Raw genomic sequence first — 13,812 nt, 5'->3', positions numbered from 1 at the left:
AGCTATGGGAAGGCCATGATCGAGCACGGTGAAGCAATAGCGGAAGGTTATGGGGGGTGCGCGGCATGAGTGCGCATGCGCTCTATGTCACCGCTGCCTATGGCATCACGGCAATCGTGCTGGCCGGACTGATTGGCTGGATTCTGCTCGACCAGCGGGCGCGCAAGCGCGAACTTGCCGAACTCGAAGCGGCCGGCGTGCGGCGGCGTTCCGACAAGACGGTGAAGCCGTGAGCAGCGAAACCGAAACGCCAAAGCGCAGTCGCCGCCTGCTCGTGCTGTTGCCGCTGCTTGTCTTCCTTGGCTTAGCGGGATTATTCCTGTCGCAGCTTTTGTCCGGCCGCGATGTCTCGGAAGTGCCTTCGGCGCTGATCGGCCTGCCGGCGCCGCAGACCAATCTGCCGGCACTGGAGGGGTCGAACTTGCCGGGGCTCGATTCCACGGCGTTCGCCGGCAAGGTCACGCTGGTCAATGTCTTCGCATCATGGTGCGCGCCGTGCCGGGAAGAGCATCCGGTGCTTCTGGCGCTGGCGCAGGACAAGCGGTTCGTGATGGCGGCGCTGAACTACAAGGACCAGCCGGAGAACGCCCGCCGGTTCCTCGGCGACCTCGGCAATCCGTTCCAGGCGATCGGCGTCGACGAAGCCGGCCGCGCGGCGATCGACTGGGGCGTCTATGGCGTGCCGGAGACCTTCATCGTCGGCAAGGATGGCAAGATCGCCTACAAGCATGTCGGCCCGCTGACAGCGGAGTCGGCGCGGGATCTGCTGCTGCCGCAGATCGACAAGGCGCTGGCGGCGCATTGATATTCAGGTGATGCCGGCCTGCAAACGGCGGCTTCCTGCGCTTCCCCGCTCTACTGCGTCGCAGTAGAACTGAGCTCACGTACGAAAAGTACGCTCCGCTCCGGTTCTCGGAAACCACCGTTTTCGACTCGGCCTGACCTGAATCTCAGCGCGCCTGGGTGGCGCGTCTCACGAGACTTGAGATCAGCCGTAGATCTGCTTGTGGATCTGGTAGAGCATTTCCGAGCGGTCGGCGCGCATGTCGGCCAGATCGCGGCTGGTGAAGCTGTCGATTTCGGCGACGAGGCGGTTGTAGTGCTTGCGCTTGGCGATGCTGCTGCGGGCGCGGGTCATGAGATCGTTGAAGATCATAGCAAGGGTCCTTTCGTGCCGCATTCTGGCGGCGGGTTTCTTCCTCCCTTGGTCAATACGGAACATGACATAAGAATGGTGCGTTGCAAAAAGAAGATGTTGCAATGCACCATTGCACGCAGCGCATAGCCGGTTAATTGAGTCCTAAGGCGCGTGGCCACGGGCCGGACCCGGGCTGCACGGCCGTTCCTCTCCGTTTTGTCATACAAATTGCGGCGGCTCCGTCTTGCCAGATCGATCGCGGGCTGGCTTGATCTGACGTCACCTGATGCCGGGAGGAAATGCATGGCGGCCGCAGATTATTACGAAGTTCTCGATCCGCGCTTCGCGCGGCTGTTCAACGGCAACGCGCAGGTGGACAAGCTGTTCACCGGATGCCGCTGGGCGGAAGGGCCGGCCTGGTTCGCCGCCGGGCGCTACGTCGTCTGGTCCGACATCCCGAACAACCGCATGCTGCGTTATGACGAGACGGACGGCAGCGTCAGCGTCTTCCGCCAGCCGTCGGGCAATTCCAACGGCAACACCGTCGACCGGCAGGGCCGGCTGGTCACTTGCGAGCATTCGGGTCGCCGCGTCAGCCGTACCGAGCATGACGGCTCGGTGACGACCATTGCCGCCAAATGGAAGGGCAAGCAGCTGAATTCGCCCAACGACGTGGTGGTGAGATCCGACGGCTCGATCTGGTTCACCGACCCGACCTACGGCATCGACACCGACTATGAGGGCGACAAGGCCGAGAGCGAGATCGGCGCCTGCTATGTCTACCGGGTCGATCCCGAGACCGGCGAGGTCGAGGCCGTCATCACCGACATGGTGAGGCCGAACGGCCTTGCTTTCTCGGTGGACGAAAGCCTGCTCTATGTCGTCGATACCGGCCGCACGCATGGCGCGGAGAACCCCGCGCATATGCGGGTGTTCAACATCGGCAAGCACGGCAAGAAGGTTTCGGGCGGCAAGGTCTTCGCCGACTGCACGGCCGGCCTGTTCGACGGCTTCCGGCTCGATGCCGACGGACGGATCTGGACGAGCGCCGCCGACGGCATCCATTGCTACGATCCGGACGGCACACTGATCGGCAAGGTCAAGGTGCCCGAAGTGACCGCCAATTGCGCGTTCGGCGGCGCCAAGCTGAACTGCCTCTACATCGCCGGCACCACTTCGCTCTATTCGGTGCGGCTGATGGTGAATGGGGCCAAGACCTATTGAGGCTGCTGAGAACGCTTCTCCGGCGGGTTTTGATGGCGTTGCTGCGCATACAAGCAGCACCCGCTGCGCTACGGCTCAGGCAATCGCCACCATGCGATTCGCCAGAGCGAGTTTCGAAACAGCCTCTTGGTGGTACCAGATACAGTTCAAGGGGAGGACGTCATGCCATTCGTCAACATCCGCATCGTCAAGGAAGTGATCGCCGCCGATCCGGCAGGCAAGAAGGCTGATATCGCCAAAAAAGTCACGGCGGCCATCATGGACGCTACCGGGCTTAGCAATGACGATGTCTGGGTGGTTTTCGAAGAGGTCAACGCCCGCGACTGGTATGTCGGCAAGACCGATGTCGAGACGCTGCGGAAGGGGTAGCTCTTCCCTTGTCCCCTTGTGGGAGAAGGTGGATCGGCGCGCAGCGCCGAGACGGTTGAGGGGTGGGTGACAGATCGCCGTCTTTGCCAAGCTGGAACACCCCTCATCCGACCTCGCTTCGCGAGGCCACCTTCTCCCACAAGGGGCCTGTTGCGTAATTCGCTGGTTGTGATTCTCTGAGAGGGAGCTCGGAGGAATCGCGATGGCGGTGAAGCAGACTGGACAGTTGAGCTTGGCGGAGGCTTTTCTGGGCCACAAGCTGACGGGGGGTTCTTCGCCACTCGACCGTCTGTCGGGTCTGGTGAAGTGGTACCGGTTCGAGAAGCTGCTTAATGCGCTGCGCGATGGTGGACCGGGCCGAGCTGCCTGGCCGCCGCTGGTGTTGTTCAAGGCACTGTTGCTGCAATCGCTCTACGGACTGTCGGATCGCGAGTTAGAGGAAGCGCTGGGCGATCGGCTGTCGTTCCGGCGCTTTGCTGGGCTGGGGCTGGACGATACAATCCCCGACCACACGGTGCTGTCGCGTTTTCGCAATCTGCTTGTCAGCGAAGGGCTGATGGAGAAGCTGTTTGGCGAACTGGACCGGCAGTTGGAGAAGGCCGGCGTGATCCTGAAGCGCGGTACGATGCTGGATGCCACGCTGATTGATGCGGTCTCGACGCCGCCGACACCCGAGCGGCCGTCGCAGGATACGGACGCCCGCGTCACAGCACGCAAGGGCAAGAGCGGCCTTACCTTCGGCTACAAGGCTCATGTCGGGGTGGATGAAGGCTCTGGCCTGATCCGCACGGTGATCACGACACCGGCCAACGTCAACGACACGGTCGTGGCTGATCACTTGATCTGCGGTGATGAGAAGACGGTATGGGCAGACGCAGCCTATGACACCCATGCCCGCCGTGCTCGGCTCAGGGCGGCCGGCAAGAAGGTGCGCATTGCACGGCGCCCCAACAAGCATCATGCGCTGCCGCCGCGGCTCAAGCACTACAATCGCCTGATCGCCAGACGGCGAGCAGCGGTGGAGACCACCTTCGCCACGCTCAAGAACCGCATGAAGCTGACCACGATCCGCTACATCGGGTTGGCCAAGGCTGCTGGTCAGGTGACAATGGCGGCCATCGCTTTCAACATGCGCCGATGGGCCGCCATCACGGGATAGGTGCGTCCACAATCCGGCCAGCCAAGGCCGAACCGCCACCTCAAACATCGAAACCAGACCTCAACCCCTAAGAACCAGCAATAGCCCGCTGATCCTGTTCCCCCGCCGTTCCTCCCAGTAACTGCGCAACAGGCCCGCAAGGGGAGAAGGAAGAAGCGCGCCCTCAAATCACATTCAATTCCCGGAACGCCCGTCCCTCGGCCACCCGCTCATAGCCAAACGCCGAGCAATCGATCGTCCGATACCCGCCATGCACCAAAAGCTCCGCCAGCGCCTTGCCGACCGCCGGCGCCTGCTGCAGGCCATGGCCAGAAAAGCCGTTGGCGAAGATGAAATTGCCGACCTCGGGATGCGGCCCGATCACGGCGTTCTGGTCCAGCGTGTTGTAGTCATAGTGCCCGGCCCAGGCGCGGGTCGCCTTGATCGCCTCGAAGGCCGGGATGCGGGTCGCCAGCACCGGCCAGATCACCTCTTCGAACAGCGGCCAATCGACCTCGAAATCGCCGGGATCGGCCGGGCCGTCGCCCTCTTCCGGCTCGGCGCCGCCGGAGAGGTAGACCGAGCCTTCCGGCCTGACATAGATGCCGGAGGGGTCGACCAGCAGCGGCATGTCGGCATATTTCTCGCGTGCCTCGAAGACGAAGACATTGCGCTTGCGCGGCTCGACCGGCAGCGCCAGCCCGGCAAGGGCGGCGACCTTGCCGGCATTCGGCCCGGCGGCGTTGACGACGATGCCGGCCTCCAAGATCTCACCATTGTCGAGGGAGACGCCGGTGACGCGGTTGCCGTCGCGCGCAATGCCGGTGACGGAGGCGGCGATGAAATCGATCTTCTTGTCGCGCAGCGCCTTGCGGAACAGCATCAGCATCGCATGCGCGTCGAACCACCCTTCGCCGGTCCGGCCATAGGCGCCGGCGGAAATGCCCTCGGTCGACAGCCAGGCGAAGCGCCGCGTCAGCTGCTCGGCGTCCTCGAGCACGATGTCGGCGCCCTCGGCGACCTGCGCATCGTGATTGGCCTTGAGGATAGGCAGCCCGGCTTCTCCGGCGAGGATCAGATAACCGCCTTCGCGGAAGCCGATATCGGCATCAGTGCCGAAAGTCTCCTTCAACCGCCGGAACAGCTTTAGCGTGAATTGCGACAGCCGGATGTTTTCGGGAATGGAGAATTGCTGGCGGATCGAGGCCATGGACAGCGTCGTTGCCGCATGCGCGAATTGCGGATCGCGCTCGATCAGCGCGATCGAGCCGGAAAACCCCTCCTCGCGCAGATAGTAGGCGATCGAGGACCCGACGATGGCCCCGCCGATGATGACGATGTCGTAGCGCATTTTTTCTCCGATCCGGTCGGCGGCCTGTCTATGCCGCCGGCAGTGTGATCTCGAAGCGCGTGCCGCGCTCGGAGTCAACCAGCCGGATCGTACCATCATGCGCTTTCAGGAGGGCCAGCACGATGCCGAGGCCCATGCCGGTGCCGCCGCTTGCGCGCCGCGTGGTGAAGAACGGCTCGAAGATGCGCGCCCGGTTGCTCGGCGAAATGCCGGCGCCATCGTCGCCGACCAGCAGCGTCGCCTTGCCGCCGGCGCTTGCGGCAGCGATCGAAACCAGCGTCGCGCCATGCCGGGCGGAATTGTCGATGAGATTGGCAAGCACAATCGCCGCGTTCTCGGCCGAGATGCGCAGGGCCAGATCGCCGCCCGCCTCGACGCGGACCGCCAGCCTGGTGTCGACGGGAAGCAGCGCCAGCGCCGCACCGATCGAGGTGCTTTCGCCGCTCGGTGCGAGGTTTTCGGCCTTCGCCAGGTCGAGCAGCCGGCGCACCAGCAGGTTGAGCCGCCCGGCATCGGTGACGATGTTGTTTGAAAATCGCCGCCGCTCGTCATCATCCATCGCACTGCCTGAATCGCGCAGCAATTCCGCCGCGCCCTGGATCGCCGTCAGCGGCGATTTGAGCTCGTGCGAGACATGGGTGGCAAAAGTCTGGATCGAGTCCGAGCGCGCCTGCAGTTTTTCGGCCATGTCGAGGAAGGCGGCGGACAGCTCGGCCATTTCGTAGGTGCCGTGATGGTCGAGCGGCCGGATCGCGTCGCGCTCGCCGGCGGCGATACGCTCTGTGCGGTCGATCAGCGCATAGATCGGCCGGCTGACGGTGCGCAGGAAGACCAGGCCGATGAGCAGCGTGCCGCCAGAATAGCGATCGCCGCCAAGGTCACCTTGCCGCGCTCGCCATAGAGATGTTTTACGATGTTGTTGGGCGTCCGCGAGACATAGACCACGCCGGCGACCTTGCCATCGACGGCCGCCGGCAAGGCGACGAAGACACGCACCTTGGTGCCGCGGCTGACCGAATAGAGCGGTGGCGTCGGCTGGTCGGGAATGCGCAGCCGGAGCGCGCTGGCATAGCGGCCGGCAAGCGCGGTGCGCGCCTCTTCGACCTCGGCAAGCGACTGCCCGACCTCGCCCCGCCCGGCAATGACGACGCCCCTGGGATCGAGCAGCCGGAAGCCGGCCAGCGTGGTTTTCTGCGTCGCGTCGAGTATGCCCGACAGGTGCGCGCCAATCGCTGCAAAGGCCGGATCGGTGTTAGCGGGCATGGCGGCCGGCCGGGTCGGCAGCACAGTGTCCGAAGCGAGGTCGAGGCGCGGCTCGAGCGGCCGGTACGGTCCGTCGGGATTGACGCTTCGGCTGGCGCCGCCATTGGGCTCCGGCATCGGCGCGCCGAGTTTTTCCGGGGGAATGCCGGCGTCGCGCACGTCTTGCGCATAGATGGCGGCGATGGCCGCCCCTTGTGCGATCAGCTCCGCTTCGGTCTGGCGGATCAACTGGTTCTCGTAGAGGCGAAAGAAGAACAGGCCGACCAGCGGCAGCGCCATCACCAGGACCAGGATAGCGACGACGACCGTGGCAAGCCGAGGCCGCCATTTGCGGCCGATCCACTTGCTGGACGTCGTCAGCCGCATCGGCCAAGCCGGAAGCCGACGCCATGCACGGTCTCGATGGCATCCAGGCAGCCCACCGCCGCCAGCTTGGCGCGGATGTTGCGGATATGGCTGTCGACTGTGCGGTCGGCGACATGGATCTTGCCGGCATAGGCATTGGCCATCACCGCGTCGCGGTCGAGCACATGCATGGGCCGCGCCAGAAACCCTTTCAGGATCGAGAACTCGATCCCCGTCAGGGCGAGCGGCTTGCCGTCGAAGGTGGCCGCGTGACTGGCCGGCGCCAGAGTGAGCTTGCCATGCGAAAACTGCCTGTCGTCGGCCGGTTCCGGCGCCACCGGGCGGGCACGGCGCAGGATGACGTTGACGCGCGCGACCAACTCGCGCGGGCTGAACGGCTTCGTCACATAGTCGTCGCCGCCCATTTCGAGCCCGAGGATGCGGTCGATTTCGTCGTCACGCGCAGACAGGAACAGCACCGGCACATCGGATGTGTGCCTGAGCCGCCGGCAGACCTCCAGCCCGTCCATCTCCGGCATGCCTATGTCGAGCACGACCAAGTCCGGCGCCCGGCGCCCGATCTCCTGCAGGGCGGCCGCACCATCGGCCACCCCAAGCGTTTTCATGCCGGCCTTTTCCAGCGCGAAGCAGATCACTTCGCGGATATGCGGGTCATCGTCGGCGACGAGGATGTGATGCGGCATCGGTCAGCGGCCCGGCAAGGAAGGTTGCGAAGGCTGAGGAAGCACGAGCGACCCCTTGCTGTCGAGATAGGCACGCAGCCGCCAGTCGCGAAAGCTCCAGGCGCGCCAGTTCTGCTGGACGGTGCGATACCAGTCTTCGTCGCTGGCCCGCAATCCTTCAAGCTCGCGCGTAGCGCCCGCGGCAGCCGTCTTGTCCTGATGGTCAAAGAAACGATCGAGCGCCGGAAACGCACCCGGGCCGAGCGAGCGCAGATACCAGGCGTCGAGGGGAATGCCCTGGCCGGTCATTTCGAGGGAATGGTCGACATTGTAATTGGCGATCGTCGCTGCGAAGTTGATGAAACAGCAGGCATAAAGCGTCAGCGATAACGTCAGAAGATTGGCGGAGGACAGCCATTCATTGGATTTTCCAAGCGCGATGCGGGCGATGATCAGCGCAAGCCCTGCCGCCACCAGCCCCATCCAGACGAAAGCGGCGATGCGCCAGTAGGTCAGCGCATAGATGCCGACATAGAGATCGAGCCGCAGGATCGACGAGACGACCAGCATGATGTTCTGCGCCACCCAGGCATAGACCAGCCGACGGATGAGCGGATCCCCCGAGGTCTCGCTTCCCGGCCTGAGCGCTGCCAGGACAAAACCGGCGGCAAGCAGCGCGGTGACGATCAAGGGATAGGCGCCGCGATGCGCATAGGCGGCGTAGCTCAAGCCGTCGGGAAGGGCCACCCCGCCCCACAGATAGGTGGCGTCGAGCCCGGTCTGCAGCGCGAACAACGCGTTGAAGACGATCAAGGCGCGCAGGATGGCGGCCTTGCCGAACACGATGTCCTCGACGACGTGCTTTTGCGCATTGATCGCCGGTTGAGCAGCGGCAAGGGGGTTGTTTGGCCGGGAGACGCGTTTCGAAAACCGCGGCAGGCGTGGCCGCAGAAAGGCCCAGACGCCGGCGAGCACGAACAGCCAGAAGGCGATCCTTGCCAGCTGGATGAGATCGAGCAGTTTTAGAAGATCGATCAGCGACAGCCAGTATTCGATGACCGGATTGGCGGCGCCGAACAGCGCCAGGAAAACGGCGCCCAGCGTCAGCGGCATCGCCCAGACCGCGATCGCCGCCAGCCGCACGCGGCGCCGGCCGAAGCGTCGCGCCGTCTTGCGCCAGCGGATGAAATCTCTGATGAAGCGGAACGGCGCCGCGAGCCCGAACAGTGCGATCTGGCCGGCAATGCGCGCTAGGCTGTGCCGCAGCCGACCGCTCAGCGAAAGCGCGAAGACGATCAGCGCCGCAAGCGCGATCGACACCGACAGGACGCTGACATTTTCGGCAAGCGGCAGCAGCGCGACAAGCAGAGCGGCGGGCTTGAGCCAGACCTTGATGTCGCTGAAGGCTGTGGGGTGCATGGCGACGACCGCGGCGGCAATGAGGATGGCGAACAGGAAGACGGTGATGCCGGCGGGCTGGCCGTAGAACAGAAAATCCGCCAGCACGACCAGCAGCACGGCAACACCGAAGCGGCTGCAATAGCTTGGTGCCGCTGTGAAGAATGATGTCATGACCTGACCTTCCTGATCGGATTCCATCGCCGTGGCGGCGGGCTCTTGCGGACAAAGGGAATGAGGATCGCCACAGGCTTCACGCGCGGCGGATCGACCAGCCACCAGCCTTCGCTGTGCAGACGCTGTGGCAAGGACCAACGGGGTCTTGCTCGCTTGTGCATGCCGCCTGTCTCGCAGGCCGGCAGGGAGGCAGCAGGGCGGATTGGAGGAGGTTTTCGGCAGGCGTGTGCAGTTTTCGTGCAGGACGTGCGCTTCAGGGCTGGGGCGCTGCCCCAGCCGGCTCCTTTCCTCTCCCTCCGGAGGGGGAGAGGTGGCTCGGCGAAGCCGAGACGGAGTGGGGGAACCACCTGGCAAGCGCCGCGAACGGATATTGAAATGGGACCAAGGCGCAAGCCTCGCCTTGCGCCCAAGGGTCGACCCCCACTCCGTCGAGCTTCGCTCGACACCTCTCCCCCGATCGACGGGGGAGAGGAAGGGCCCCCGTCCGCAACTGCCGAGGAGGACGCCGAGCTTTTACCTCCCCCTTGTGAGGAGGTCGGACCGAAGGTCCGGGTGGGGGTCCGGCGCCGCACCCCGCTGCTTCGCGGCGACCCTCCCCCCCAAGGGGCAGGGCTATCGCATATGAGCGATTGCCTGGATGAGATAGTCGTCATTCCAAGCGCATTTCTTGATGCGGTGGCTAATGGGGACTTTGTCGATGTCGGCGGCCTGAAGGATATTTCTGGCGATGCGGTTGATGAGGGCGGTGTTGGCGGGAGCGTTGTCCTTGCGGGCACGACTGAGGTCCTCGTGCAGATGAACGTCGAGCATCCAGTGCAGTGCGTTCTCGATCTGCCAATGGGCTCTGGTGAGGTCGATCGCCTGCTGTGGCGACAGCAGCGTTGAGGCCATGAACAGGCGCGTCAGCGGCTCGGCCTGATCGCGCCGGCTGGTGATGCGGATGAAGGCCTTGTGCCCCGGCATCATTGGTTCAGCCGCCACCACGACCTCTGCCTGCCGCCATTCGTTGCGGCCATGGCTGGTCTCGGTCCGCTCAGTGACGGCGGGAGTGGTCTGGGCCAGTTGTTGATTGGCCCGAGCCAACCAATGCCGGCGGTTTCCCTTGAGTGCGAGCAGATAGTCGCCGCCGCGCTGAATGATGGCCTTGGCCATGCGCGTGTGGCAGTGGAGGGCATCGGCCGTGACCAATCGGCCAGTAAGATCAATGAGTTCGACGACCTTGAGGGCAGCCTCGACCTCATTGTCTTCGTCGCCGGGCGAGACCGCCGCCAAACACAGCCGCGTCTGGCTGGCAAAGGCCGACACCGTCAGGGGCGGGCTGGCCGCAAGGCCTTTCTCATAGGCCCGCCGCAGCGCCTTGCCATCAAGTGCGACCACACCCTGACGTGCCTGGGCAAAGCCTGCGGCAAAGGCGGCGAACGCCCGTCCGAAGGCCTCCGGATCGAGCAGGCGCAACAGCCGCGAGAAGGTGTCGTGGCTAGGCGCCTCCTCATAGTCGATCAAGCGCGACAGCGCCTGTTTGCGCTCTTGCGCGAACAACGAAAACTCCGTTGCGCTGGTCGCGCCACACAGGCTCGCAGCGATCATCATCACGATCAGGTCGCCAAGCCGATGTGTGGCGTTGGCCGCGCGCGGATCAGGCACCGTACCGAAATAGCTCTCAAGGCTGGTAATGGCAGTCACTCCTCGCTGGACTGCCTTCCCAAAGAATCCCTTCTCAAACCAACTTCAAGCCCAAAATCGCCATATGCGATTCCCCTGCCCCAAGGGGGAGGGTGGGCGCACAGCTCCAACGCTTGCCTCCATCACCCACAGGCGGCATAGATCGGATATGACCGAACCTTACCGCCCGCGCCGCTCGGTGCTCTATGTCCCAGCCTCCAACGACAAGGCGCTGGCCAAGATCGCGCAGCTGTCCTGCGATGCAATCATCATCGACCTCGAGGACGCCGTCGCGCCGGCCGACAAGATTGCCGCCCGCGGAAAGCTGCCCGCAATCTTCGCCAGCCGCCCGGCTGCCAACACTCTCGACCACCGCTGCGAGATGGTGGTGCGCGTCAATGCGCTGGCCAGCGAATGGGGCGCCGACGATCTGTTGGCCGTGGCAAAAATCGAGCCCGACGGCATCCTGTTGTCCAAGGTCGCCACGCCGCGCGATATCCTTGAAGTCGGCGACGTGCTCGACGACAATTTTGCCCCCGACAGTGTGAAATTATGGGCGATGATCGAGACGCCCAAGGCGCTGCTCAACATCGGCGCCATGGCCGAACTGGGCCGCGATCCGGCCTCGCGGCTCAATTGTTTCGTGGCCGGAACGAATGATCTGGCCAAGGACACCGGTGTGCTGGCGACACCGGACCGGCGCTACCTCGTGCCATGGCTGATGCAGATGGTGCTGGCCGCGCGCGCCGGCGGCCTCGACATGCTCGACGGCGTCGCCAATGATTTTCGCGACCTCGACGCTTTCGCCCGTGAGTGCGCGGAAGGGGCGGCCATGGGTTTCGACGGCAAGACCCTCATCCATCCGGCCCAGATCGACGCGGCGAACCGCGCCTTCGCGCCGTCGCCGGCAGCGCTGACCGAGGCGCGGCTGATAAAGGACGCCTTTTCACGTTCCGACAATGCCGACAAAGGCGTGATTTCGTTGAACGGAAAAATGGTCGAGCGCCTGCACCTGGCGCAGGCCGAAAAACTGCTGGCGAAAGCGGCCGCCATCGGCGCATGATCCCGGCCAAAGCAATTCCAGGAAAAGTGCGTAGCGGTTTTCCGTCCGGAATTACGTAAAAAGAACGAGTTATTTACGACAGGACTTGAGATCATGAAACTCTACCGCTTTCTGACCGCCCCGGACGACGCCAGCTTCTGCCACAAGGTGACGGCGGCGCTGAACAAGGGCTGGCACCTGTTCGGCTCGCCGACCTACGCCTATGACAAGAAAGCCAAGACCATGCGCTGCGGCCAGGCCGTGGTGAAGGATGTCGACGGCCAGGAATACGGGCCGGACACCAAGCTCAGCGACTGGTAGGGGAAGCCACTGAGGCCCTTCTCCCTTCGTCATCCTCGGTTCTGCGCCGCGTCGCTACGCTCCTTGCTCCGCTTGTGGATGATGAAGAAACGGGCGTTTCCGCCAATCGCCAAGGCATGGGTCGGTCGACGCAAGCGTCGCTTCAAAAGTCCGCTTCACCGGCCTAATTGAACACCGCCTCGTAAAGCCGGCCGGACGCATCGGCTGCCACGGGCACGATGAAGATGTCGTGCACCCCGCTCTTGCCGGCGAAGCGATAGGTCGCTTGCGGCAGCGGCGTTTCGCGCGGGCCCCGGAACATCAGCGAAAAGCCGCCGCCCGGACGCGGGCTGGCGGGAATAGGGTTGACCGCGCTCAGCTCCAGCGGGACCGGCCTGCCGCCGGCCTCGACGGTGAACTCTTGACCCTGTTCGAAATCCGTTACCGACGCCATGCCATTCAGCCTCAATCCGCTTGCTGGAGCGGTTCAGTGTTTGACGCCGCCCCGCTCCAACCTTTATTTCCCGCAATTGCAGGAAAACCGTTTCACATTTTTCCTGCAATTGCTCGTGGCGGCAATCTCGCCGCTTCGCGGCAGGCTGTCCATAGGCCCGTCAGCCTATCCGAGCGCTGGGCGAGACAATTCGCCGGGGCAAACCGCAAAATACGCGGCGGTCGTGCTTTTATGCGTGCTGCGGACACTGTAGTACTTTGTTCCAGCGCCGGAGTCTGGCCCGGTCAAGATCAGCGCAACAAGAGCAGATGCCAGTCTTGGGATCTGATGCGGAGGAACCGGCCTGATCGGCTGGCGGGAGAAGGGACGGGACCATGGCTGACAACGAGGCAATGACGCAAGCAGCGCCGGCAGACGCCATGCCGCTGTTCTATTCCAAACCCGAAGCGCTCAATCCGGTGCGGCACGGCTCGCTCGGCCTGACCGCGCGCAGCGACTTTGCCTTCGCACGCACCGCGCATGCCATTCCGGTGGTGGCGTCGGAAATGCCGGCGGCGATGCGCTCCTACCCGATCGTCTTCATCGGCCCCGGCAAGGCGCCTGTCATCATCACCGGCGTGCGCCAGGGCGAGAACCTGTTCGTCGACGCCGATGGCCGGTGGACCGCGCCGCACTACGTCCCCGCCTATGTCCGCCGCTATCCCTTCATCCTTGCCGAGGACCCGACCACATCGGGCCGACTGACGCTGTGCGTGGACCGAGCAAGCGAGCGCGTCATCGACCAGCTCATGGCACCCTTCCGCGAAGACAAGATCGCGCCGTTCTTCAGCGGCAACGAGCCGACCGAAGCGACCAAGCAGGCGCTCGCCTTCTGCAACCAGTTCCAGATCGACTTCAGGGCCACCCGCGAAATGATCGACAAGATCGACGCGCATGGCCTGTTCGCGCCGCGCCAGAGCAAGGTGACGCTGGAAGGCGGCGAGGTGCTCAACCTCACCGATTTCCAGGTGATCGACGAGCCGGCCTTCAACAAACTGAGCGACGAGGCCTTCCTCGACCTCAGAAAATCCGGCGCGCTCGGCCTGCTCTACTGCCACCTCGCCTCGACCAACAGCTGGACGTGTCTGGTGCACCAGGCATCGCTGCGCAAGGCGGGGTGAGGGCGGCGGCGGGGTGATGTCGCGTCGGAAGCGGTGATTTCGCAAGGCTCAAGCAGCGAAGAAGCACTGCCGTCTTGCCGGACCCTGCGGCTTGCTATGCACTCGAGG

At 64.1% G+C, this 13,812-nt stretch carries 15 protein-coding genes and 1 pseudogene; 9 read left to right on the top strand and 7 right to left on the bottom strand.

The window, feature by feature from the left end; translation table 11 throughout:
• Nucleotides 1–65 precede the first annotated feature (65 nt).
• Nucleotides 66–233, top strand: a complete 168-nt coding sequence (ccmD, locus tag AC0V8S_RS05185) for a heme exporter protein CcmD (RefSeq protein WP_475437043.1) — start codon at nt 66–68, stop codon at nt 231–233.
• The gene (locus AC0V8S_RS05180) at nt 230–805 is read left to right on the top strand and encodes a DsbE family thiol:disulfide interchange protein (protein ID WP_475437042.1); all 576 of its coding nucleotides are present in this window, start codon (nt 230–232) and stop codon (nt 803–805) included. Before ccmD ends, AC0V8S_RS05180 begins: the two co-directional genes overlap by 4 nt.
• Before the next feature lie 183 nt (nt 806–988).
• On the opposite strand, the gene AC0V8S_RS05175 is transcribed toward AC0V8S_RS05180, so the two are convergent.
• A complete protein-coding gene (locus AC0V8S_RS05175; RefSeq protein WP_095202681.1) occupies nt 989–1,156 on the bottom strand; it encodes a hypothetical protein in 168 nt (55 codons plus the stop codon).
• A 285-nt stretch (nt 1,157–1,441) separates the two neighbouring features.
• Between AC0V8S_RS05175 and AC0V8S_RS05170 the strand changes: the two genes are divergently transcribed.
• The 3 genes from AC0V8S_RS05170 (at nt 1,442) to AC0V8S_RS05160 (ending at nt 3,890) form a co-directional block, all read left to right on the top strand.
• Entirely contained in the window at nt 1,442–2,362 is a 921-nt protein-coding gene (locus tag AC0V8S_RS05170; RefSeq protein ID WP_475437041.1) for an SMP-30/gluconolactonase/LRE family protein, read from the top strand.
• Between the two features lie 162 nt (nt 2,363–2,524).
• On the top strand, nt 2,525–2,731 hold the full coding sequence (locus AC0V8S_RS05165) for a tautomerase family protein (protein WP_013528835.1): 207 nt from the start codon (nt 2,525–2,527) through the stop codon (nt 2,729–2,731).
• Between the two features lie 202 nt (nt 2,732–2,933).
• The gene (locus AC0V8S_RS05160; RefSeq protein WP_183458334.1) at nt 2,934–3,890 is read left to right on the top strand and encodes an IS5 family transposase; all 957 of its coding nucleotides are present in this window, start codon (nt 2,934–2,936) and stop codon (nt 3,888–3,890) included.
• A gap of 163 nt (nt 3,891–4,053) precedes the next feature.
• On the opposite strand, the gene AC0V8S_RS05155 is transcribed toward AC0V8S_RS05160, so the two are convergent.
• The 5 genes and pseudogenes from AC0V8S_RS05155 to AC0V8S_RS05135 form a co-directional block, all read right to left on the bottom strand.
• Nucleotides 4,054–5,220, bottom strand: coding sequence for an NAD(P)/FAD-dependent oxidoreductase (locus tag AC0V8S_RS05155; protein WP_475437040.1), 1,167 nt, complete (start codon nt 5,218–5,220; stop codon nt 4,054–4,056).
• Nucleotides 5,221–5,248: 28 nt separating this feature from the next.
• Nucleotides 5,249–6,849: pseudogene (locus tag AC0V8S_RS05150) on the bottom strand (HAMP domain-containing sensor histidine kinase).
• On the bottom strand, nt 6,840–7,532 hold the full coding sequence (locus AC0V8S_RS05145) for a response regulator transcription factor (protein ID WP_183464390.1): 693 nt from the start codon (nt 7,530–7,532) through the stop codon (nt 6,840–6,842). Before AC0V8S_RS05145 ends, AC0V8S_RS05150 begins: the two are co-directional and overlap by 10 nt.
• Nucleotides 7,533–7,535: 3 nt before the next feature.
• A complete protein-coding gene (locus tag AC0V8S_RS05140) occupies nt 7,536–9,083 on the bottom strand; it encodes a DUF4153 domain-containing protein (protein ID WP_475437039.1) in 1,548 nt (515 codons plus the stop codon).
• 615 nt (nt 9,084–9,698) lie between these two features.
• Entirely contained in the window at nt 9,699–10,769 is a 1,071-nt protein-coding gene (locus AC0V8S_RS05135; RefSeq protein WP_475432758.1) for an ISAs1 family transposase, read from the bottom strand.
• 148 nt (nt 10,770–10,917) lie between these two features.
• On the opposite strand from AC0V8S_RS05135, the gene AC0V8S_RS05130 reads away from it, so the two are divergent.
• Nucleotides 10,918–11,811 (top strand): HpcH/HpaI aldolase/citrate lyase family protein, encoded by an 894-nt coding sequence (locus AC0V8S_RS05130; RefSeq protein WP_475437038.1) that lies wholly within the window; start codon nt 10,918–10,920, stop codon nt 11,809–11,811.
• Nucleotides 11,812–11,904: 93 nt separating this feature from the next.
• Nucleotides 11,905–12,111 (top strand): DUF1737 domain-containing protein, encoded by a 207-nt coding sequence (locus AC0V8S_RS05125; protein WP_027145959.1) that lies wholly within the window; start codon nt 11,905–11,907, stop codon nt 12,109–12,111.
• A 163-nt stretch (nt 12,112–12,274) separates the two neighbouring features.
• Here AC0V8S_RS05125 and AC0V8S_RS05120 read toward each other — a convergent pair whose 3' ends face one another.
• The gene (locus tag AC0V8S_RS05120) at nt 12,275–12,544 is read right to left on the bottom strand and encodes a DUF6916 family protein (RefSeq protein WP_475437037.1); all 270 of its coding nucleotides are present in this window, start codon (nt 12,542–12,544) and stop codon (nt 12,275–12,277) included.
• Between AC0V8S_RS05120 and AC0V8S_RS05115 the strand changes: the two genes are divergently transcribed.
• The gene (locus AC0V8S_RS05115; RefSeq protein WP_475437036.1) at nt 12,543–12,797 is read left to right on the top strand and encodes a hypothetical protein; all 255 of its coding nucleotides are present in this window, start codon (nt 12,543–12,545) and stop codon (nt 12,795–12,797) included. The two genes, AC0V8S_RS05120 and AC0V8S_RS05115, sit on opposite strands and share 2 nt — an antisense overlap.
• Before the next feature lie 121 nt (nt 12,798–12,918).
• A complete protein-coding gene (locus tag AC0V8S_RS05110; protein WP_475437035.1) occupies nt 12,919–13,704 on the top strand; it encodes a SapC family protein in 786 nt (261 codons plus the stop codon).
• The last annotated feature ends 108 nt before the right edge of the window (nt 13,705–13,812 follow it).

It is taken from the genome of Mesorhizobium oxytropidicola (assembly GCF_056174625.1).
This window is presented reverse-complemented; position numbering and strand designations above follow the sequence as displayed.

What these genes read in the sequence shown, in the direction of transcription:
- AC0V8S_RS05110 (WP_475437035.1), top strand. Translation starts at nt 12,919, where the DNA reads ATGGCTGACAACGAGGCAATGACGCAAGCAGCGCCGGCAGACGCCATG.
- AC0V8S_RS05160 (WP_183458334.1), top strand. Translation starts at nt 2,934, where the DNA reads ATGGCGGTGAAGCAGACTGGACAGTTGAGCTTGGCGGAGGCTTTTCTG.
- AC0V8S_RS05145 (WP_183464390.1), bottom strand. Translation starts at nt 7,532, where the DNA reads ATGCCGCATCACATCCTCGTCGCCGACGATGACCCGCATATCCGCGAA.
- AC0V8S_RS05120 (WP_475437037.1), bottom strand. Translation starts at nt 12,544, where the DNA reads ATGGCGTCGGTAACGGATTTCGAACAGGGTCAAGAGTTCACCGTCGAG.
- AC0V8S_RS05175 (WP_095202681.1), bottom strand. Translation starts at nt 1,156, where the DNA reads ATGATCTTCAACGATCTCATGACCCGCGCCCGCAGCAGCATCGCCAAG.
- AC0V8S_RS05155 (WP_475437040.1), bottom strand. Translation starts at nt 5,220, where the DNA reads ATGCGCTACGACATCGTCATCATCGGCGGGGCCATCGTCGGGTCCTCG.
- AC0V8S_RS05130 (WP_475437038.1), top strand. Translation starts at nt 10,918, where the DNA reads ATGACCGAACCTTACCGCCCGCGCCGCTCGGTGCTCTATGTCCCAGCC.
- AC0V8S_RS05115 (WP_475437036.1), top strand. Translation starts at nt 12,543, where the DNA reads ATGCCATTCAGCCTCAATCCGCTTGCTGGAGCGGTTCAGTGTTTGACG.
- AC0V8S_RS05140 (WP_475437039.1), bottom strand. Translation starts at nt 9,083, where the DNA reads ATGACATCATTCTTCACAGCGGCACCAAGCTATTGCAGCCGCTTCGGT.
- AC0V8S_RS05165 (WP_013528835.1), top strand. Translation starts at nt 2,525, where the DNA reads ATGCCATTCGTCAACATCCGCATCGTCAAGGAAGTGATCGCCGCCGAT.
- AC0V8S_RS05170 (WP_475437041.1), top strand. Translation starts at nt 1,442, where the DNA reads ATGGCGGCCGCAGATTATTACGAAGTTCTCGATCCGCGCTTCGCGCGG.
- ccmD (WP_475437043.1), top strand. Translation starts at nt 66, where the DNA reads ATGAGTGCGCATGCGCTCTATGTCACCGCTGCCTATGGCATCACGGCA.
- AC0V8S_RS05125 (WP_027145959.1), top strand. Translation starts at nt 11,905, where the DNA reads ATGAAACTCTACCGCTTTCTGACCGCCCCGGACGACGCCAGCTTCTGC.